Raw genomic sequence first — 16,203 nt, forward strand, 5'->3', positions numbered from 1 at the left:
CGAGTGCTTGACCCATGACCAACCAGCCCACTGGGGAACCCGACAGCGACGAGTGGCGTGGGATGACGCCCCGCGATCGCGGTCTCACCGTGCCGATGATCGACGACGTGTTCGAACTGCTCGCAGACTGGCGTCGGCGGGCGATCGTTCTGCACTTCGCCGACACCGAGGCGTCGTCGGCGACGGTCGAGACCCTCGCCACGGCGGTCACACAGCGCGGCATGGGTCGTGACTGTCTCGAGGTTGGATCGGTGTCTGCCGTCCGGACGGACTTGGTGGAGGTCCACCTCCCGCGACTCGACGAGAAGGGCGTGCTCGACTTCGACCGCCGGAGCGAATCGGTCCGCTACTGGGGCCAGCCGACCGTCGAGAAGTGGGCCGAACACGTCGACGAAGTCCTCCGATAGCACCGCCAGACACTAGTTGTCCCGTTCGGTAGTGGCCGTATGGACCTCCCAGCCGTCGGCCTCGGGACGATGGGTATCGACGAGACCGAGCCGATCACGCGCGCCATCGAACTGGGGTACCGCCACCTCGATACGGCACAGATCTACGAGAACGAGGCCACGGTCGGCGACGCCATCGCGGCCAGCCCGGTCGATCGGGACGACCTGACGGTCGCGACGAAGCTGTGGATCGACCATCTTGCCGCCGACGACGTGCGTCCCGGCACCGAGGCGAGCCTCGACCGGCTCGGTCTGGACGCCGTCGATCTCCTCTACGTCCACCGCCCGCGCGGTGACTACGAGCCGGCGAGCACGCTGTCGGCGCTCGACGCGGTCGCCGACGCGGGCCTGACGCGGGCCGTCGCGCTCTCGAACTTCGAGCCCGATCAGCTGCGGACGGCGCGAACGCACCTCGACGCCCCGATCGCGGCCCACCAGGTCGAGTTCCACCCCTACTTCCGGCAGGACGAACTCCTGGCCGACGCCCAGGAACACGACTACCCGCTCGTCGCGTACTCGCCCCTGGCCGGCGGGAAAGTCTTCGACGATCCGGTCCTCGAAGACATCGCTGACAAGTACAACTCCTCGCCAGCCACCGTCGCGATCGCGTGGCTGTGCGCTCACGACAACGTCGTGACGATCCCCAAGGCCTCCTCGCCGGCCCACCTGCGAGCGAACCTCGCCGCGACCGACCTCACGCTCGACGAGGCCGACGTGGCCCGCATCGAGGGTATCGACGAACGCGTCGAACTGTACCCAGAGTAACGAGCCGGCCCGGGATTCGACACGCCTGCATCGAAAGCAATGGTTTTTCAGTGCGGCACCCGAGGTGGTGGGTATGCAGGGTAATCTGCCGCCGGAAGCACAAGAGAAACTCGAAGAGCTACAGGACCTTCAGGAGACCGCACAGCAGGTCGCAGCCCAGAAGCAGCAGGCCGAGACACAGCTCCAGGAGTCCCAGACGGCGCTCGACGAGCTCGACGACATCGACGAGGACTCGACGATGTACCGCGAGGTCGGCGAACTGCTCGTCAAGACCGACTACGCCGAGGCCGTCGAGGACCTCGAAGAGAAGGTCGACGAACTGGAGATCCGCACGGAGACCCTCGAAAAGCAGGAAGAGCGCGTCCGAGAGCAGTTCGAGGACCTCCAGAGCGAGCTCCAGCAGATGCTGGGCGGCGGTGGCGGTCCCGGCGGCGCACCCGGTCCGGGCGGCGCTGGCGGCGCGTAAATGTCGACCGATCAGTCGCACAGTGACGACCCCACCGACGAGACGGTCGTCGAAACCGCCGCGACGGCTGCCGAAGATGTCGTCTTCTCGCGCTACGACACCGGCACCGTCGAGGATCTCGACGTGACCGTCTCGTTCGAGGACGGCGTCCTCGACGTCGATGTCTACGTGAACGCCCCCGACGGACGCCACGACGAAGCGCAGGTCGCAGACGACGCGGCGCTCGCGGCCCAGGCCGCCGTCGACGACCTGTTCTCGTCGTAGCGGGCTACTCTTTTGCCGCCGTCTGTGTCCGTTCCTTGGTGAAGCCGGTCCGGAACGCGATCCAGGCCAGCACGCTGATGAAGAGGATCGGCGGCAGGATCATGAACCCCCAGAGGGGGTCGAGCCCCCACTGGAGCAACAGGACGAGATCCGCCAGTCCGAGCAACAGGAACGGAGTGACGGCCTTGATCGCCTGCCAGCGGTTCAGTTCGAGGCCGTCACGCAGGTCGCTCGTGTCGATGCGGTCGGAAGACTCTGCCATATCCAGATCGAGGGTCGCTGTGGTAAAAAACGTCGCGCTCGGTCGGCGTCAGCGGGGACGGGCGGCTTACGCGTCCGTTCCGGTCTGGTCGTCGCTGTCTCCGTCGTCGGTGGTCGTCTCAGACTCGTCGTCGGTGTCCGTGTCTTCAGTTGCGGATTCGTCGTCGGTGTCTGCGTCGTCGTTTTCGGCGTCGTCGGTGTCGCTCGCGTCCGCTCCCGCGTCGTCGCTCTCGTCGTCCGGCGTCACGTCGCTGATCCGCTCGCCCAGCGAGCCGTCCAGCGTCCCATCACTGTGCTGGCCGATCAGCGAGTGAATCTCACCGACGAAGTCGGGGACCTGTGCGGGCATGTCCGCGGGCGGACCGCGTCGTTCGTCACCGGGCACGTCGGCGGGCGGGCCGCGGTCGGCGTCGGCAGATTCGTTCGCCCCACTGTCGGCGTCGTCGCTCTCGGCGGAGTCCGTGTCGCGGTCGGCGTTCGCGTCCACGGTGTCGGCGTCGTTCGCGTGGTCGTCGGCCTGTGCAGGTGCGTTGCCGGGCAGTGCTGCCGCCGAGCCCGTGACGAGGGCGACGGCCAGCACCAGCGTGGCGATTGTCTTGAGTTGCATCGTCGTTGTCTCCAGGCACACCTACGCCGCCGATGGGACTTGAAGGGGGGACGCGATACTGCCGAATTCTGTCGAATTAAGCCGCTTCAACCGGTTTCACGCTCCGGATTAACTCGCATTAATCGGGATTGTCGGTCTGCTCGGCGAGCGACTGCTGTCTCGCCCCGTCGGTAGCGCGGTCGGTCCCGCGCGCGCCGCCGACGAGGTAGCCGTCGATCGGCCGGTTCTCGCGGTCTGGCACGTCTTGCACCCACAGGTGGACGCCGTGTCCCGAGCACGCCCTGGCCCACTCTCGGGCCAGCGCCTTCGACGCGAAACGACGCCGAGCGCCTTCGCGATTCACCCACTCGCCGACCGTCCGCGAGCGCTGCCAGGCGGAGGGCTTGATCGCGACTCGGTACGCGTCGGTCACGACTCGGCTTTCGTCGCCACGTCCCTCAACGCCTCGCTGGTGTGGCCCACTGCACAGCTTTTCATACCTCCGCACCGAACCGTCGGCCATGGAACACGAGGCCACGGTGGAAGGCGTCGGCATCGGCGTCGGTGAGGAAGGTCCCGGCGCGCCGGTCGTTCTCCTGCGCGCGCGTGACGAGGTCGTCCCCATCTTCGTCAGCTCCGATCAGGCCCAGTCGATGCAGCTGGCGCTCGAAGGCGAACCGTTCGAGCGGCCGTTGACCCACGACCTCATGGTCGAGATGGTCGCGGAGTTCGGTGCGGCGATCGACCGCGTCCGGATCGACGATCTGGCCGACGGCACGTTCTACGCCAAGATCGACACCGAGCAGTACCTCGACGACCGACGCAAAGAGATGGTGTTCGACGCCCGCCCCTCCGACGGGATCGCGATCGCGCTGCGCGTGGACTGCCCGCTGATCGTCTCCGACGAGGTCGTCGACGAGGCGGGCCAGCCACCGGACGCCTTCGAGGAAGCTCCCGAAGAAGACGACGACAGCGAGTTCGAGCTGTAACGACCCGCTCCGTTCTGCTCTCTGGGCACGTACGCGGTACTTCTGTGAAAGCTGACTGCTCGCGGTTCTCTGGGTTCCGCGGTCGCAATGACGAGGACCGGCGCTCCCCGCTCCCGCATCGCTTCGCTCCGCGGTCGCGTAACGAGGCCTCTGGTCGGTGCCTCGGTGAACTACCCCACCCTACTCACTCACCGCTTGCGCGGTTCGCTCCTTGAGGGTGGGGCTTCCTGCTTCCACGACGCGCTTTGCAGACACCTGAGTGGTATCCACAGGGAGCGCAGTCTCCACAGGCGTTGATTCGGAGTGTCCCACTCCTATGTCTTCGAGACCGCGAGAAAGAATATTCCACGCCGCGTTCGCGTCCCTGTCCGCTTCAAATCCACAAGACGGACACGAGTGTTCACGGACCCACAATGGCTTGTCGGTCGAAACGCCGCACGACGCGCACTCTTTGGTCGTCCCTCTCGGGTTGACCGCCACGAAGTGCGTCCCTTCGCGGTCGCACTTATATTGGAGCAACGAGAGGAACGTCCGCCACGCCGCCGACGCCGTATTGCGGCTGTTCGAGGGCGACTCCATCATCCCCTTCACGTTCAGGTCTTCGACCGCCACGAGGTCGTACTTCCGAGCGTAGTAGTTCGAGAGTTTGTGCAAGAAGTCGCGGCGCTTGCGCCGGAGGTCGGCGTGACACTCCGCGACTCGACGCCGTTGCTTCTTGTAGTTGTTCGACCCGTGCTGTTTGCGCGAGAGCTTCCGTTGCTCGCGTTCTAACCGCTCACGTTCGTCCGAGAGGTTGAGCAATCTGACAGCCGTACCATCGGTGTCGTGAGCGTACTTGAGAATCCCTACGTCGATGCCGACGCACTTCTCGGGGTCCTCAGGCGGTTCGGACGGTTCGCGGTCTATTTGGACGCCGAAGGTGGCGAACCACTCACCTGTCGCCTCTTTCTTGAGCGTGACCTGCTTGAGCTTCGCACCGTCGGGGATGGCGCGGTGGAGCCGAATCGGTATATCTCCGAGTTTCGAGAGGGACAGCACGGTCTGACCGCCCTTCTTGTCGAGCTTGAAGCCAGACTGATTATACGTGAAACTGCGAAACTCCCGTGGTGGCTTCCACTTGAGTTGGCCAACGCCGTAGCCGTTCTCCTTGAGCTTGGAGAGGCCTTTGAGGTTGTCGAACAGCCGTTCAACGACGGTTTGGAGGACCTTCGAATACACGTCGGAGAGGTCGTCCCACCACTCCTTGAGGTCGGGGAGTTCCGACCGCAGGGTAGTCATGGACGGCAGTTCGCCGTGTTCGTCTTGGTACTCGTTGAGCCGGTAGAGCGTGTGGTTGTACAGTTGCCGACAAATGTCTCGATGGCGGTCCAACTCCTCACGGTGGGCGTCGGACGGCTTGAGACGGTATTTGTAGGCGTAGTACATTGCTCTACTCGCTGCGTTCCTCGATAAGTTCGTCCAGTTGCTCTCGGATGAACGACGAGAGGTTGAGGTGTTGGTCCTCGATCCACTCGTCTTGGTCCTCCCGAATGGTGATTGTCTTCCGTTTCACTGCAATGCACACTATGCACGCTACACGTAAATCACTTCGGTGAACGTTGGCCTGTGGGCCGGCAACAAAACAGTGTACGAATAGACGATGACGGCGCTGTATCCCCGGCCTACTGCGCTACTCGGGCGTCGCCCTGCGTTGCTCCTTGAGGACGGGGGCTTAGCGCCTGCATACAGCTAATCGTCCGCGGGGGTCGCGTTCTTCGCCGTCACGTCGACCGGTTCGGCGTCGACTTCGAGTTCGTCCAGCGCGGCCTGTGCGGCGCGCTTGCCCGAGAGCAACATCGCACCGAAGGTCGGACCCATGCGCGGGAGGCCGTAGGTCGTCGCCGTCGCCATCCCGGTAACGATGAGGCCGTCGTGGGCGAGGCCGGTGTGCTCGACGACGGCGTCCTCGCTCTTGCCGACCCACATCGAGTCGTGGCCGGGCGAGTCGTGGCCCGGTGCGCCGTAGGTGTCGTCGCCGGTCGAGTCCATGCCGCTGGCTTCCTCTTCGAGACCGGGCGCGTTGAGGACGCCCCGCTCGTCGAGTTTCTTGACGGCCATGGCCTCGTGGCCCGTGGCGTCGATGACCAGATCGGCCTCGACGGCGATCGGATCGACGCAGGTGATCTCGCGGGGCAGTGCGTGGACGGGCGTCCAGTTCATGACGATGCCGCCGACGCGGTGGTCCTCGCGGATGACGATGTCCGTGAACTCCGTCATGTTCTGCATCTTCGCACCGGCGTCACAGGCGGCCTTGATCAGGCCGGAACAGGCTTCGGGACCGTTGGCGACGTAGAGCCCGTCGCTGTCCTGGGACTGCTTGTAGTCGACTTCGAGTTCGTCCAGAACGTTCTGGGCCGGATCTCGAACGGTGACCTTGTTCATCAGGAAGCCGCCGAGCCAGAAGCCCCCGCCGAGGTAGTTGTTCTTCTCGACGACCATGACCTGGACGCCGCGCTCGGCCAGTTCCTTGGCCGCGGTCAGCCCGGAGGGGCCGCCGCCGACGATGATCACGTCGGAGTCCGAGAAGTCCATGAACTCCTCGGTCCACTCCTGACCGATCGCGCGTGTGACTTCCGCCTCACCGACGTCGCTGAACTGCTCGAATTCGCTCATACAACCTAGTGGTACCACCACGTTGCAATAGTGGTTCCGGTCTGGGTCGAAGCCGTCGGCTGTCAGGACGCGTGGCTCTCCGGGATCGAAAGCGCGGACCACGTCGTCGCCGGCCCGCTCACACAGCGAGCTCTCGTGTTCGTGAACGGAGGCGTCTACTGGAACCCACCGACTAGACGGTGTGGGCAGAACAACGTCGCGCTAGCCGAAGTACCGGAGGTCCGACGTTTCCTCGCTCTGCTGGTAGCGCTGGCCGTCGTCCCACTGGCGCAGGCTCGACTCGGTGCGTTCGACGGCGTCCAGCAGGTGCGTCGTGTCGACGCTGTCGCCGGCCCGCAGCGCGCGGTGGGCGGCCTCGTCGGCGACGAGTTCGAGGTCGCTGGCGGCGTACCCGTCCGTGGCAGTCGCCAGCCGATCCCAGTCGACGCCGTCGACGACGGGGCGATCTGCGAGGTGGACTCGCAGTATCTCGCGGCGAGCCTCGGCGTCGGGCGGCGGCACCTCGACGCGTTCGTCGAACCGGCCCGAGCGCCGGATCGCACCGTCGACGTCCTCGATCAGGTTGGTCGCGCCGACGACGATCACGTTCTCGTCGGAGATGGCTTCCAGCTCGGTCAACAGCTGATTGACCAGCTGTTGGCCGCTCTGGTTCGTGCTGGCGCCGCGACTCCCCGCGACCGCGTCGATCTCGTCGAGAAAGACCAGACAGGGCTGGTTCGCCCGCGCGATCTCGAACAGGTCCGCGACACGCTGGGCGGGTTCGCCCATCCACTTGCTGACGAGCTCTGCCGGCGAGATCTCGACGAAGAAGTGATCGAGTTCGCCCGCCAGTGCTTCGGTGATGTAGGTCTTCCCACAGCCGGGCGGGCCGTAGAGGAGGACGCCGCTGGTCGGTTCGAGACCGTACTGTTCGAACCGCTCGGGCTGGCGCAGTGGCTCCAGTACCTTCTCTTCGAGCGTCGTCTGGAGGCCGTCCATCCCGCCCACGTCCTTGAACGTGCGGGTCACGTCGCCGCTGACGATCGCGTCGGCCTGGAGGTGGTCGACACTGGACGGCTGGACGACCGTCCCCGTCCCGTCGGTCTCCTCGGCGACGAACTCGTAGCGACCGATCCACTCGTCGATGCTCGTCTCGGTCCGCTCGGCGGCCGCCCGGAGGTGGTCGGTGTCGACCGGACTGTCGTCTGCCAGCGCCGCGCGGGCCGCTTCGTCGACGACGCGTTCGAGGTCGCTGGCGGCGTAGCCCGCCGTCGCGGAGACGGTCGCGGACAGATCCAGGTCGTCGGTCGTGGGCCGCCCGGCGAGGTGGACCCGGAGCATCTCGCGGCGGGCGTCGGCGTCGGGCGGCGGCACCTCGACGCGCTCGTCGAAGCGGCCCGAGCGCCGGATCGCGCTGTCGATGTCCTCGACGTGGTTGGTCGCGCCGACGACGACCACGTCCTCGTCGCGGACGCCTTCCAGTTCCGTCAGGAGCTGGTTGACCATCCCCTGCTCGCTCTGGTTCGAGTCGTCGTTGTCCCGCGCGACCGTGACCGCGTCCAGTTCGTCGAGAAAGACCAGGCAGGGCTGGTTCGCCCTGGCGATGGCAAACAGCTCCTGGACCTTCTGTGCGGGTTCGCCCATGTACTTACTGGAGAGATCGGCCGGCGAGACGCGGACGAACGACTGGCCGAGTTCGCCCGCCAGCGCGCCCGTGATGTAGGTCTTCCCACAGCCCGGTGGCCCGTGCAACAGGACGCCGTCGACGGTGCTGAGCCCGTACTTCCGGTAGCGGTCGGGGTGTTCGAGGGGCTTCAGCACCTTCCCCTCCAGCGTCTCTTTCAGCCCCGTCATCCCGCCCACGTCCGAGAAGCTCCGGTCGGGACTGGGATCGACGAGTCGCTGGGCGTCGAGCAGTTCCGTCTCCGGCGGGTCGACGACCTCGTCGTCCTGCCCGTGGGCCGCCCGGTCGTCCGCCTCCTCGCGCCGACGGTCGATCCGGTCTTGCGTGCCCTCGACGGCCACGTCTTCGGCACCCAGCCAGTGGCCGTCCGATTCGAGCACCGACTGGTGGCTCGCCACGAACTGTTCGAGCCAGCCCACGGAGGTGATGGTGTCTCGCGCCCACCCCTCGTCGGTGGGGCGGACGGCGACGTAGCACAGTTCGGACTGGTCCTGGGCACCGAACTCGGCGATCCAGAAGGGGAGAGACACCCGATCGATCGACTCGACGCCCTCGAACGAGCCCGCGTCGACGGCGTCTGGCAGGCCGTAGATCTCACGGAGGTCGTCCAGCGGATCGCCGCCCTCGTAGGCGTCGGCCTGCTCGCGGAAGCGCCGGGCCTTCGTGTGGTTGCCGGCGGATTCCTCTGTGTCGGCCTGTTCGTGCCACCGCTCGATCTGGCGGCCGATCCGTTCGCGCTCGTGTTCGAGCTGGGTCGGCAACACGGACGCCGCTCGGGCTTCGTCGCCGTGGAAGCCCAGCGCGACCGTCGGCACCGACGCGTCGCCGTAGCGCGCCCGCGGATCGATCGTCGTCGTCTCGGTCGCGGCGTGGCGGTGCATCGCCAGTCCCGCGTCGTTGTCCTCCCAGAGGCCGTCGAGCAGCGCGTACTCGCGTTCGTGGTCCGGGCTCGACCACGGGAACCGCCCCTCGACGGCGTAGGAGTACTCGACGCGATAGGCCGGGTACAACACCCTGAGCAAGCCCTGGAGCTGGTCGTGGCCGTCACACCACGCCTGATCGTTCGAACGGAACCCCGCCGCGACGGACCGGCCGTCGAGAAGTGGCTGGTCGATCTCGATGCGTTCCGGTATCGTCACACCTGATTCACCCGTTTGACCCGACACATATCACTGTCTGGCGAGCGGTCGCAAAAACGCCTTCCGGTCGACTGCGCGACAGGACACCGATCAGAGTTCGCCCTCGCGGATCGCCCGCTCGGCCGCGGACAGCGCCTCGTCGGCGTCGAAAGAGTCGATCGCCTCGCGCTGGGCCGCCTCGTCGCCGGCCAGTTGTCGGGCGTGGTCGGTCATCGCCGGGACGGCCCGGATGATGTTGTCGACGATCGGCACGGCGGCGGTCTGGGCCGACCGAGACAGGGGATTGAGGTCGACGACGAGCTCCGTCTTGCCCATGTCGGCCAGCGCCTCGGCGCGATCGCCGTCCTCCAGCGGGACCAGCACCACGTCGGCGTCGCCGATGCCGTCGGCGTCGACCTTCGCGCGCTCGTGGTCGAGGCCCGGGATCCAGCCGTCGGCGGCGAGTCCGAGCACGTCCGCGGCCCCGTGTTCGCGGAGGTGGTCGGCGATCCGTTCCATCCGTTCCTCGGTCCGGTTGAAGAGGTTCACCTCCAGGTCGGCACCGGTCGCTTCGGCCAGCGTGACCATCTCGCCGGGCACCAGCGCGGCGACGTTGCCGTTGATCGAGAGCACGGCGTGGTCGGCCTGCAGGAGGTGGGCCGCGGCGGCGCGCTCGGCGGCGGCGGCGGTGTCGGTCGTCCGTTCGCCGAGCAGATAGTCGAACGCCTCGCCGCGACCCTGTGCGATGAGGCCCTGTTTGGATGTGATGCCCTTCTCGACGCCGTCCTCGATCCGGTGGCGGGTCAGCAGCGACTCGTATCGCGGGTGGGACTCGGGAACGTCGATCTCGTTCATGGAGACAGGTGACCGCCGACCGTCGAAAGTCCATCGCTCTATCGTTACACATTTCTTACCTTCTCTTTTTAGCCATCAATCGCCTTACTGAAGTACTACACTGTCTTCTCTACTATTTCATGATCGTATCTTGATGATAAATCGCAAGCCTTCTTTATAGATGTTGTAAACGCTCGTGTGGGATTCACACATGTCGACAGCACAACTCCGGCGCGTTCTGGACGGCGACGGGGGGCGGTTCATCTACCTCTCGGCCGCCCTCGCCGCGCTCAACGGCCTCCTGTTCGGGTTCGACACTGGAATTATCTCCGGAGCGTTCCTCTACATCCAAGACACGTTCACGATGTCCCCACTCGTCGAGGGGATCGTCGTCAGCGGTGCGATGGCGGGAGCCGCCTTCGGCGCGGCCGTCGGCGGGCGGCTCGCGGACCGGATCGGTCGCCGCCGGCTCATCTTGCTGGGTGCCGGGGTGTTCTTCGTCGGCTCGCTGACCATGGCCGTCGCCCCGTCGGTGCCGGTCCTCGTCGCCGGCCGGCTCATCGACGGCGTCGCGATCGGGTTCGCCTCGATCGTCGGCCCGCTGTACATCTCCGAGATCTCGCCGCCGAAGATCCGTGGCGCGTTGACCTCGCTGAACCAGCTGATGGTCACCGTCGGCATCCTCGTCTCGTACTTCGTCAACTACGCCTTCGCGGACGCGGGGGCGTGGCGGTGGATGCTCGGTGCCGGGATGGTGCCGGCGGTCGTCCTCGCGATCGGCATGCTGAAGATGCCAGAGAGCCCCCGCTGGCTCCTGGAGAAGGGTCGCGCGGACGAGGCCCGCGCCGTCCTCGCACGCACCCGCGAGGAGGGCGTCGAGGAGGAACTGGCGGAGATCCGCTCGACCGTCGAGAAACAGTCGGGCACCGGCCTGCGGGACCTGCTCCAGCCGTGGATGCGCCCCGCGCTGATCGTCGGGCTCGGGCTGGCCGTCTTCCAGCAGATCACCGGGATCAACGCCGTCATCTACTACGCCCCGACGATCCTGGAGTCGACCGGGTTCGGCAGCGTCACGTCGATCCTCGCGACGGTCGGGATCGGCGTCATCAACGTCGTCATGACGGTCGTCGCCATCGCGCTGATCGACCGTGTCGGCCGACGCGTCCTCCTGTTGGTGGGTGTCGGCGGGATGGTCGTTACGCTTGGCATCCTCGGTGTCGTCTTCTACCTGCCCGGCTTCGGCGGCGCGCTGGGCTGGATCGCGACGGGCAGCCTGATGCTGTTCGTCGCCTTCTTCGCGATCGGGCTCGGCCCGGTCTTCTGGCTGCTCATCTCCGAGATCTACCCGCTGGCGACCCGTGGCAGCGCGATGGGGCTCGTCACCGTCGCCAACTGGGGCGCGAACCTCGCGGTCTCGCTGGCCTTCCCCGTCCTGACCGCCAGCGTCGGACAGCCCTCGACGTTCTGGCTGTTCGGACTCTGTAGCCTGGTCGCGCTCGTCTTCACCTACCGCCTCGTGCCCGAGACGAAGGGGCGGTCCCTGGAAGCGATCGAGGCGGACCTCCGGAACAACGTCTCGTCGACGCCCGCGGCCGCCGTCGGCGACTCCGAAGAGTAAGAGCGGTCGGACGGCACGTCCTCGATCGTTCCCGTATCAACCCGACCGATCCAGCAGCGTCGCACCGCCGGGGTGGATCTCGGTGCTCGTCGCGTCGTAGCCCGCGTCGGTCAGCCCCGAACCGACGGTAAAGACCGTCTCACCGAGCATCGCCATCGCGCCGTCGCCGTCGGCCGCGGCCACGTCTTCGAGCACCGACCGCACGTCGTCGGTCAGCAGCCCCGCCTCGCGGGCGAACTGGCGCGAGGCCCGGACGAACGACTCCGTCGTGGGTTCCTTGACGACCCGCGAGAGCGCTTTCTCGCCGGCACGGGTCAGCTCCGCGGTGTCGCCGTCGAGGACGGCTTCGGTCGAGAGTTCGCCGATGACGTGGTACTCGATACGGCCCCGCGCGGGGACGGCGTCGATGTAGTTGTCCTGTGGCCCGCCCGGTTCGAGCCGCAGCGGGACGCCGCCGCGGGCCTGCGCGACCACGTCGCCAAGTCCCGTCCCGGCCTGGACCTCCGCGCCGTGGGCGATCGTCACCAGTTCGTTCTCGGAGAGCCCGCGATCGAGGACGGCGTTGGTCCCCAGCGCCGCCCCCAGCGCGGTCGCGCCAGAGACGCCAAAGCCGGAGCCAAGCGGCAGCGGCGTCTCGGCTCGCACCGCGACGGTCGCTCGCAGCGCGTCGAGGACTCGCTCGACGGCCTCGATCTCGATGTCGACGCCGTTCAGGGACATCGACCGTTCGTCGCTGCGCTCGACGGTGACGGTGACGCCGTCGGACAGCGCGATCCCACCGCCGCGCGATCCCGCCTTCGTCGGATCGTCGGCCGGGTCAGTCGTGAAAAAGCCCGTCACGTGGCCGGGCACGAAAGCCGTCGCCTCGTCGGTCATGCATCGGGAAAACAGGTCGGGGGCCGTAAGCGTTGCCGGTCCGGACTATAGTCGCCATTGAAACAGGGTGTCATACAACTGTTCACATACCGGTTCTTCGTTCCCTCGATCCGCTCAGTCTAGGTAGTCTTTCAATTGGTGCTCTGTGACAACAGATTGGGCTTAAGTCCGATTACCAGCATTTCAATCGCCGCCAAGACCTGCAATCCGGCTATGGCAACATACCCCCTTTCGAACCCGAAGATCGCCGGCATAGAACCGTCAAGTCCGACATATAGAATGAAGATTGTAGAGCAAAGGATGATCGGCACGGCTATCAGGGCCACAATTCTCGATACTGTCCTGAAGAGCATACTAATACGAATCGCCAGCACAAACAAATAGAGTTTGCAACCGACCTGCGGCACTCGCACGCGTACTGAGTAAGCGACTCACCAGCTTCGATGTCGAAATAAACCCACCTTGTGAACTGTTCTATGATACCCTCATTGAAATTCACTGCACACCCGATCGCACGGCAGCAGTGCAATCGGTGTGTCAATCGTTTCAATTATTACTATACAGCTCGCCGACGATCTCGACCGCCCGGTCGGTCGACCCCTCCACGACGACCGCGGTCGTCACGCCGTCGTTCTGCCGGACCGCGATCGCGCGGTCCTCGGCCGTGGCCACGTGGACCGTCTGGCCGTCGACCGTTCGCTCGGTCGCGTTCTCGGTCAGTCGATCGAGGCGCTCGTCGGCGGTCGTCGAGAGGACGGTGACGTTCGTCCCGTCGTCGACGTAGCGCTGGCCGACGATCGTCTCGCCCTGTCGGACCGTCACCGTCGCCTCGCTAAAGGTCGCGTCGTGGCGAGGCAGCGACAGCTCGGTTTCGGACTGCGCGGCGTCGAAGCTGTCGTAGCGATCGACCGTCGTCAGCGCGACGCGATCCGTCGGCGGGTCGAAGGTGCTGTCGTGGATCGACACGTCGAACACCGTCGACTCGATCGCGACGACGGTGCGGTTCGTGCCGTCGGTGGCGACTGCCCGGACCACGCGGTAGTCGTCCTGTGTCACCCACAGCGTCGTCGATCCCGCACGTTCGGGGTGCGTGAGTTCGACCTCGTAGGTGCTGGTGTCGTCGACCGTGGGCGTTCCGACGAGCGTCGCCGAGGCGTTCGAGGCGTTCAGCGGCGTGCCGTCGGGCGAGAGCCGTTCGCCCGTCTCTCCGTACTCGCCGTCGGCTCCGGTCCACTGCTCGCCGGCCTGGCTTTCCAGCGAGTCGACGGGCCAGGCGGCCGATCGGTTCGGCCCGACGTACCACGCGACGGTGCCGTTCGAGCCCGCCCGCACCGTCTCACCGTTTCGCTCGACGACCATCCGGGTCCGGTTCTCGTCGTCCGCGGCCAGTTCGACGGTGGCCGTCGTCGACGCGCTCTCGTTTTCGACCGTCACCGTCGCCGTGCTCGTGATCGAGTCGGCGCTCTCGTACCGTTGCTCGACCTCGTCGAGCACTTCGTCGCCCGTCGGCTGCTGGAACGTGGCGAACGCGCCCGTGACGGCGGCCGATCCAGCGACGGCGACGGCGACGACCACGAGGAGGACGAGACCGCGGCGACCATCCACTCTGGGACTCATTACGTGGGGTTAGGGCTGGACTGTAAAGTGTGTTCCTGCTATCCGATATCCGAGAGGTTCGGACAACGCTGATAGGCGTCCCGGCCCTAGTGCGAGTGAATGGCTCAGGCTGACGCGGACGACGTGGTCACGCTGTCTGGGGTGCGCAAGACGTACGATCTGGGCGGCGTCGTGGAGGCGCTCGCTGGCGTGTCCCTGTCGCTGCCTCGGGGCTCTTACACCGCCGTGATGGGGCCGAGTGGCTCGGGCAAGAGCACCCTCCTGAATCTCGTCGGCGGGCTGGACACCGCCACCGAGGGGACGGTCACCGTCGGCGGGCGGGATCTCTCGGCGGCCACCGAGGGCGAACGGGCGGCGATCCGCGGGAGCCGCGTGGGGTTCGTCTTCCAGACGTTCAACCTGATGCCCCGGCTGACCGCCGTCGAGAACGTCGCCATGCCGCTCGTGTTCGACGGCTGGGGGCGCACCGAACGCCGCGAGCGCGCCCGCGACCTGCTCGCCGACGTGGGGCTGGGCGAGCGACTGGACCACCGCCCGACCGAACTCAGCGGCGGTCAGCGCCAGCGGGTCGCGATCGCCCGTGCGCTGGCACCGGACCCGGAGCTGATCCTGGCCGACGAACCGACCGGTAACGTCGACACCGAGACGGGCGAGCAGATCATGAGCTTGCTCGACGACCTCCACGCGGCCGGCAACACGATCTTGCTGGTGACACACGAGCGCCGCATCGCGGACCACGCCGAGCGCATCGTCCACGTCAGAGACGGCGTCGTCGAACGGATCGAGGAGCTGAGCGACTGATGGACCCGCGCGAATCGTTCACGATCGCGGCCCGCTCGATCCGCTCGCACAAGCTCCGCTCGACGCTGACGGTGATCGGCGTCGTCATCGGCATCGCCTCGGTCGTCACCTTCGCGACCTTCGGCGCGAGCGTCCAGGCCGAGGTCGTCGGCGGGATCGCCGACTCGGGGGCGAACAACGTCTACGTGCTCGGCCAGCCCGCCGACGAAGAGGGGTTCCAGCAGGCGCTCCAGCCCGTGTTCACCGAGTACGACCTCGACCGCCTCGCGGAGATCGACGGCGTCGAGGCGGTCGTCCCGCGGGGGTCGATCCCGATCAACGCGGTGACCCATCGGGGCGACACGGTGGCGCTCCAGCAGGCGACGGCCACGACCCCCGAGGCCGTCACCGACGAGACGCTGGTCGCCGGACGGAGCTTCGAGCGCGGTGCGAACGAGACGGTCCTCAACCGCGCCGCGGCCGAGGCAACCTTCGCGGAGAACGTCACCGTCGGCGACGAGATCACGGTCGATCGCGCCGACGAGACGTGGACTCTGACGGTCGTCGGCATCGTCAACGGGACCGCCGGCGAGTTGCCGGTGGGCAACTTCGGCCCGCAGCCGGGGCTCTACGTCCCCGCCGATCCCTTCTACGAGAGCGTCGTCGAGAGTCCGAACGCGAACGCTCGCCTGCACGCGTACCCACAGGTGACCGTCATCGCCGATCCGGCTTCGACGCTGGCCGTCACCGACGCGGTCGAGACGTACTTACAGGAGCGGTCCGACGCCCGCCAGCTCGCGCCCGACGGCGTCGAGCTGGTCGCCCGGACCAGCGGTGACTTCGCCGAGCAGATCAGCGACGTGATCGACCAGATCACGCGCTTCGTCACGGGGATCGCGGTCATCGCGCTGGTGGTGGGCGCGATCGGCATCGCCAACATCATGCTGGTCAGCGTCACCGAGCGGACCCGCGAGATCGGGATCATGAAGGCCGTCGGCGCGCGCAACCGCGACGTGATGGAGCTGTTCTTGCTTGAGGCGACGCTGCTAGGTGCCGGCGGCGCGTTGCTCGGCCTCCCGCTGGGGCTCGCGGTCGCCTGGGGTGGGACCCGCTACGCCGAGGTGGGCTTCGCGTTCGCACCCTTCTGGTCGGCGCTGGCCGTGCTGGTCGGCGTGCTGGTCGGCGTCGTCGCGGGGCTCTATCCGGCGTGGCGGGCCGCCCGCGTCGACCCGATCGACGCCCTCCGATACGAGTGACACTGTCGGCTG

General features: G+C 66.7%; 19 protein-coding genes. 8 read left to right on the forward strand and 11 right to left on the reverse strand.

Annotated elements, in window-relative coordinates; translation table 11 throughout:
• Nucleotides 1–14 precede the first annotated feature (14 nt).
• From ACAH01_RS04450 to ACAH01_RS04465, 4 genes are all read left to right on the forward strand, one after another.
• Entirely contained in the window at nt 15–407 is a 393-nt protein-coding gene (locus ACAH01_RS04450) for a hypothetical protein (RefSeq protein ID WP_372480378.1), read from the forward strand.
• Nucleotides 408–446: 39 nt separating this feature from the next.
• The gene (locus ACAH01_RS04455) at nt 447–1,211 is read left to right on the forward strand and encodes an aldo/keto reductase (protein WP_170095191.1); all 765 of its coding nucleotides are present in this window, start codon (nt 447–449) and stop codon (nt 1,209–1,211) included.
• Nucleotides 1,212–1,284: 73 nt separating this feature from the next.
• A complete protein-coding gene (locus ACAH01_RS04460; RefSeq protein ID WP_012807552.1) occupies nt 1,285–1,677 on the forward strand; it encodes a prefoldin subunit beta in 393 nt (130 codons plus the stop codon).
• Nucleotides 1,678–1,941 (forward strand): DUF3194 domain-containing protein, encoded by a 264-nt coding sequence (locus ACAH01_RS04465; protein WP_153554216.1) that lies wholly within the window; start codon nt 1,678–1,680, stop codon nt 1,939–1,941.
• A 4-nt stretch (nt 1,942–1,945) separates the two neighbouring features.
• Here ACAH01_RS04465 and ACAH01_RS04470 read toward each other — a convergent pair whose 3' ends face one another.
• The 3 genes from ACAH01_RS04470 to ACAH01_RS04480 form a co-directional block, all read right to left on the reverse strand.
• Nucleotides 1,946–2,203: a hypothetical protein gene (locus tag ACAH01_RS04470; protein ID WP_012807550.1), complete on the reverse strand. Its 258-nt coding sequence runs from the start codon at nt 2,201–2,203 to the stop codon at nt 1,946–1,948.
• Between the two features lie 66 nt (nt 2,204–2,269).
• Nucleotides 2,270–2,809, reverse strand: coding sequence for a hypothetical protein (locus ACAH01_RS04475; RefSeq protein WP_372480379.1), 540 nt, complete (start codon nt 2,807–2,809; stop codon nt 2,270–2,272).
• Between the two features lie 118 nt (nt 2,810–2,927).
• Nucleotides 2,928–3,221 (reverse strand): hypothetical protein, encoded by a 294-nt coding sequence (locus ACAH01_RS04480; RefSeq protein WP_372480380.1) that lies wholly within the window; start codon nt 3,219–3,221, stop codon nt 2,928–2,930.
• 88 nt (nt 3,222–3,309) lie between these two features.
• On the opposite strand from ACAH01_RS04480, the gene ACAH01_RS04485 reads away from it, so the two are divergent.
• On the forward strand, nt 3,310–3,777 hold the full coding sequence (locus ACAH01_RS04485; RefSeq protein WP_153554213.1) for a bifunctional nuclease family protein: 468 nt from the start codon (nt 3,310–3,312) through the stop codon (nt 3,775–3,777).
• 180 nt (nt 3,778–3,957) lie between these two features.
• On the opposite strand, the gene ACAH01_RS04490 is transcribed toward ACAH01_RS04485, so the two are convergent.
• From ACAH01_RS04490 to ACAH01_RS04510, 5 genes are all read right to left on the reverse strand, one after another.
• Nucleotides 3,958–5,202 carry an RNA-guided endonuclease InsQ/TnpB family protein gene (locus tag ACAH01_RS04490; RefSeq protein ID WP_372480381.1) on the reverse strand — a complete coding sequence of 415 codons (1,245 nt, stop codon included), beginning with the start codon at nt 5,200–5,202 and terminating at the stop codon, nt 3,958–3,960.
• A gap of 4 nt (nt 5,203–5,206) precedes the next feature.
• Complete coding sequence (locus tag ACAH01_RS04495) at nt 5,207–5,329, reverse strand: hypothetical protein (protein ID WP_255318004.1); 123 nt, start codon at nt 5,327–5,329, stop codon at nt 5,207–5,209.
• 176 nt (nt 5,330–5,505) lie between these two features.
• Nucleotides 5,506–6,429, reverse strand: a complete 924-nt coding sequence (locus ACAH01_RS04500) for a sulfide-dependent adenosine diphosphate thiazole synthase (protein ID WP_372480382.1) — start codon at nt 6,427–6,429, stop codon at nt 5,506–5,508.
• A 201-nt stretch (nt 6,430–6,630) separates the two neighbouring features.
• Nucleotides 6,631–9,231 carry an AAA family ATPase gene (locus tag ACAH01_RS04505; protein WP_372480383.1) on the reverse strand — a complete coding sequence of 867 codons (2,601 nt, stop codon included), beginning with the start codon at nt 9,229–9,231 and terminating at the stop codon, nt 6,631–6,633.
• Nucleotides 9,232–9,321: 90 nt separating this feature from the next.
• Nucleotides 9,322–10,065 carry a 4-phosphopantoate--beta-alanine ligase gene (locus ACAH01_RS04510; protein ID WP_372480384.1) on the reverse strand — a complete coding sequence of 248 codons (744 nt, stop codon included), beginning with the start codon at nt 10,063–10,065 and terminating at the stop codon, nt 9,322–9,324.
• A 190-nt stretch (nt 10,066–10,255) separates the two neighbouring features.
• On the opposite strand from ACAH01_RS04510, the gene ACAH01_RS04515 reads away from it, so the two are divergent.
• Entirely contained in the window at nt 10,256–11,662 is a 1,407-nt protein-coding gene (locus ACAH01_RS04515) for a sugar porter family MFS transporter (protein ID WP_153554209.1), read from the forward strand.
• Between the two features lie 36 nt (nt 11,663–11,698).
• On the opposite strand, the gene ACAH01_RS04520 is transcribed toward ACAH01_RS04515, so the two are convergent.
• From ACAH01_RS04520 to ACAH01_RS04530, 3 genes are all read right to left on the reverse strand, one after another.
• Entirely contained in the window at nt 11,699–12,538 is an 840-nt protein-coding gene (locus tag ACAH01_RS04520) for a pantoate kinase (protein ID WP_372480385.1), read from the reverse strand.
• Between the two features lie 131 nt (nt 12,539–12,669).
• Complete coding sequence (locus ACAH01_RS04525) at nt 12,670–12,891, reverse strand: hypothetical protein (RefSeq protein WP_372480386.1); 222 nt, start codon at nt 12,889–12,891, stop codon at nt 12,670–12,672.
• Between the two features lie 193 nt (nt 12,892–13,084).
• Nucleotides 13,085–14,155: a DUF2092 domain-containing protein gene (locus tag ACAH01_RS04530; RefSeq protein WP_372480387.1), complete on the reverse strand. Its 1,071-nt coding sequence runs from the start codon at nt 14,153–14,155 to the stop codon at nt 13,085–13,087.
• 99 nt (nt 14,156–14,254) lie between these two features.
• Between ACAH01_RS04530 and ACAH01_RS04535 the strand changes: the two genes are divergently transcribed.
• Together ACAH01_RS04535 and ACAH01_RS04540 are read left to right on the forward strand one after the other, a co-directional pair.
• Nucleotides 14,255–14,956 carry an ABC transporter ATP-binding protein gene (locus ACAH01_RS04535; RefSeq protein ID WP_153554206.1) on the forward strand — a complete coding sequence of 234 codons (702 nt, stop codon included), beginning with the start codon at nt 14,255–14,257 and terminating at the stop codon, nt 14,954–14,956.
• Nucleotides 14,956–16,191, forward strand: a complete 1,236-nt coding sequence (locus tag ACAH01_RS04540) for an ABC transporter permease (RefSeq protein ID WP_170095182.1) — start codon at nt 14,956–14,958, stop codon at nt 16,189–16,191. Before ACAH01_RS04535 ends, ACAH01_RS04540 begins: the two co-directional genes overlap by 1 nt.
• Nucleotides 16,192–16,203 lie beyond the last annotated feature (12 nt).

The organism is Halomicrobium sp. HM KBTZ05 (assembly GCF_041530035.1).
Classification (GTDB): domain Archaea; phylum Halobacteriota; class Halobacteria; order Halobacteriales; family Haloarculaceae; genus Halomicrobium.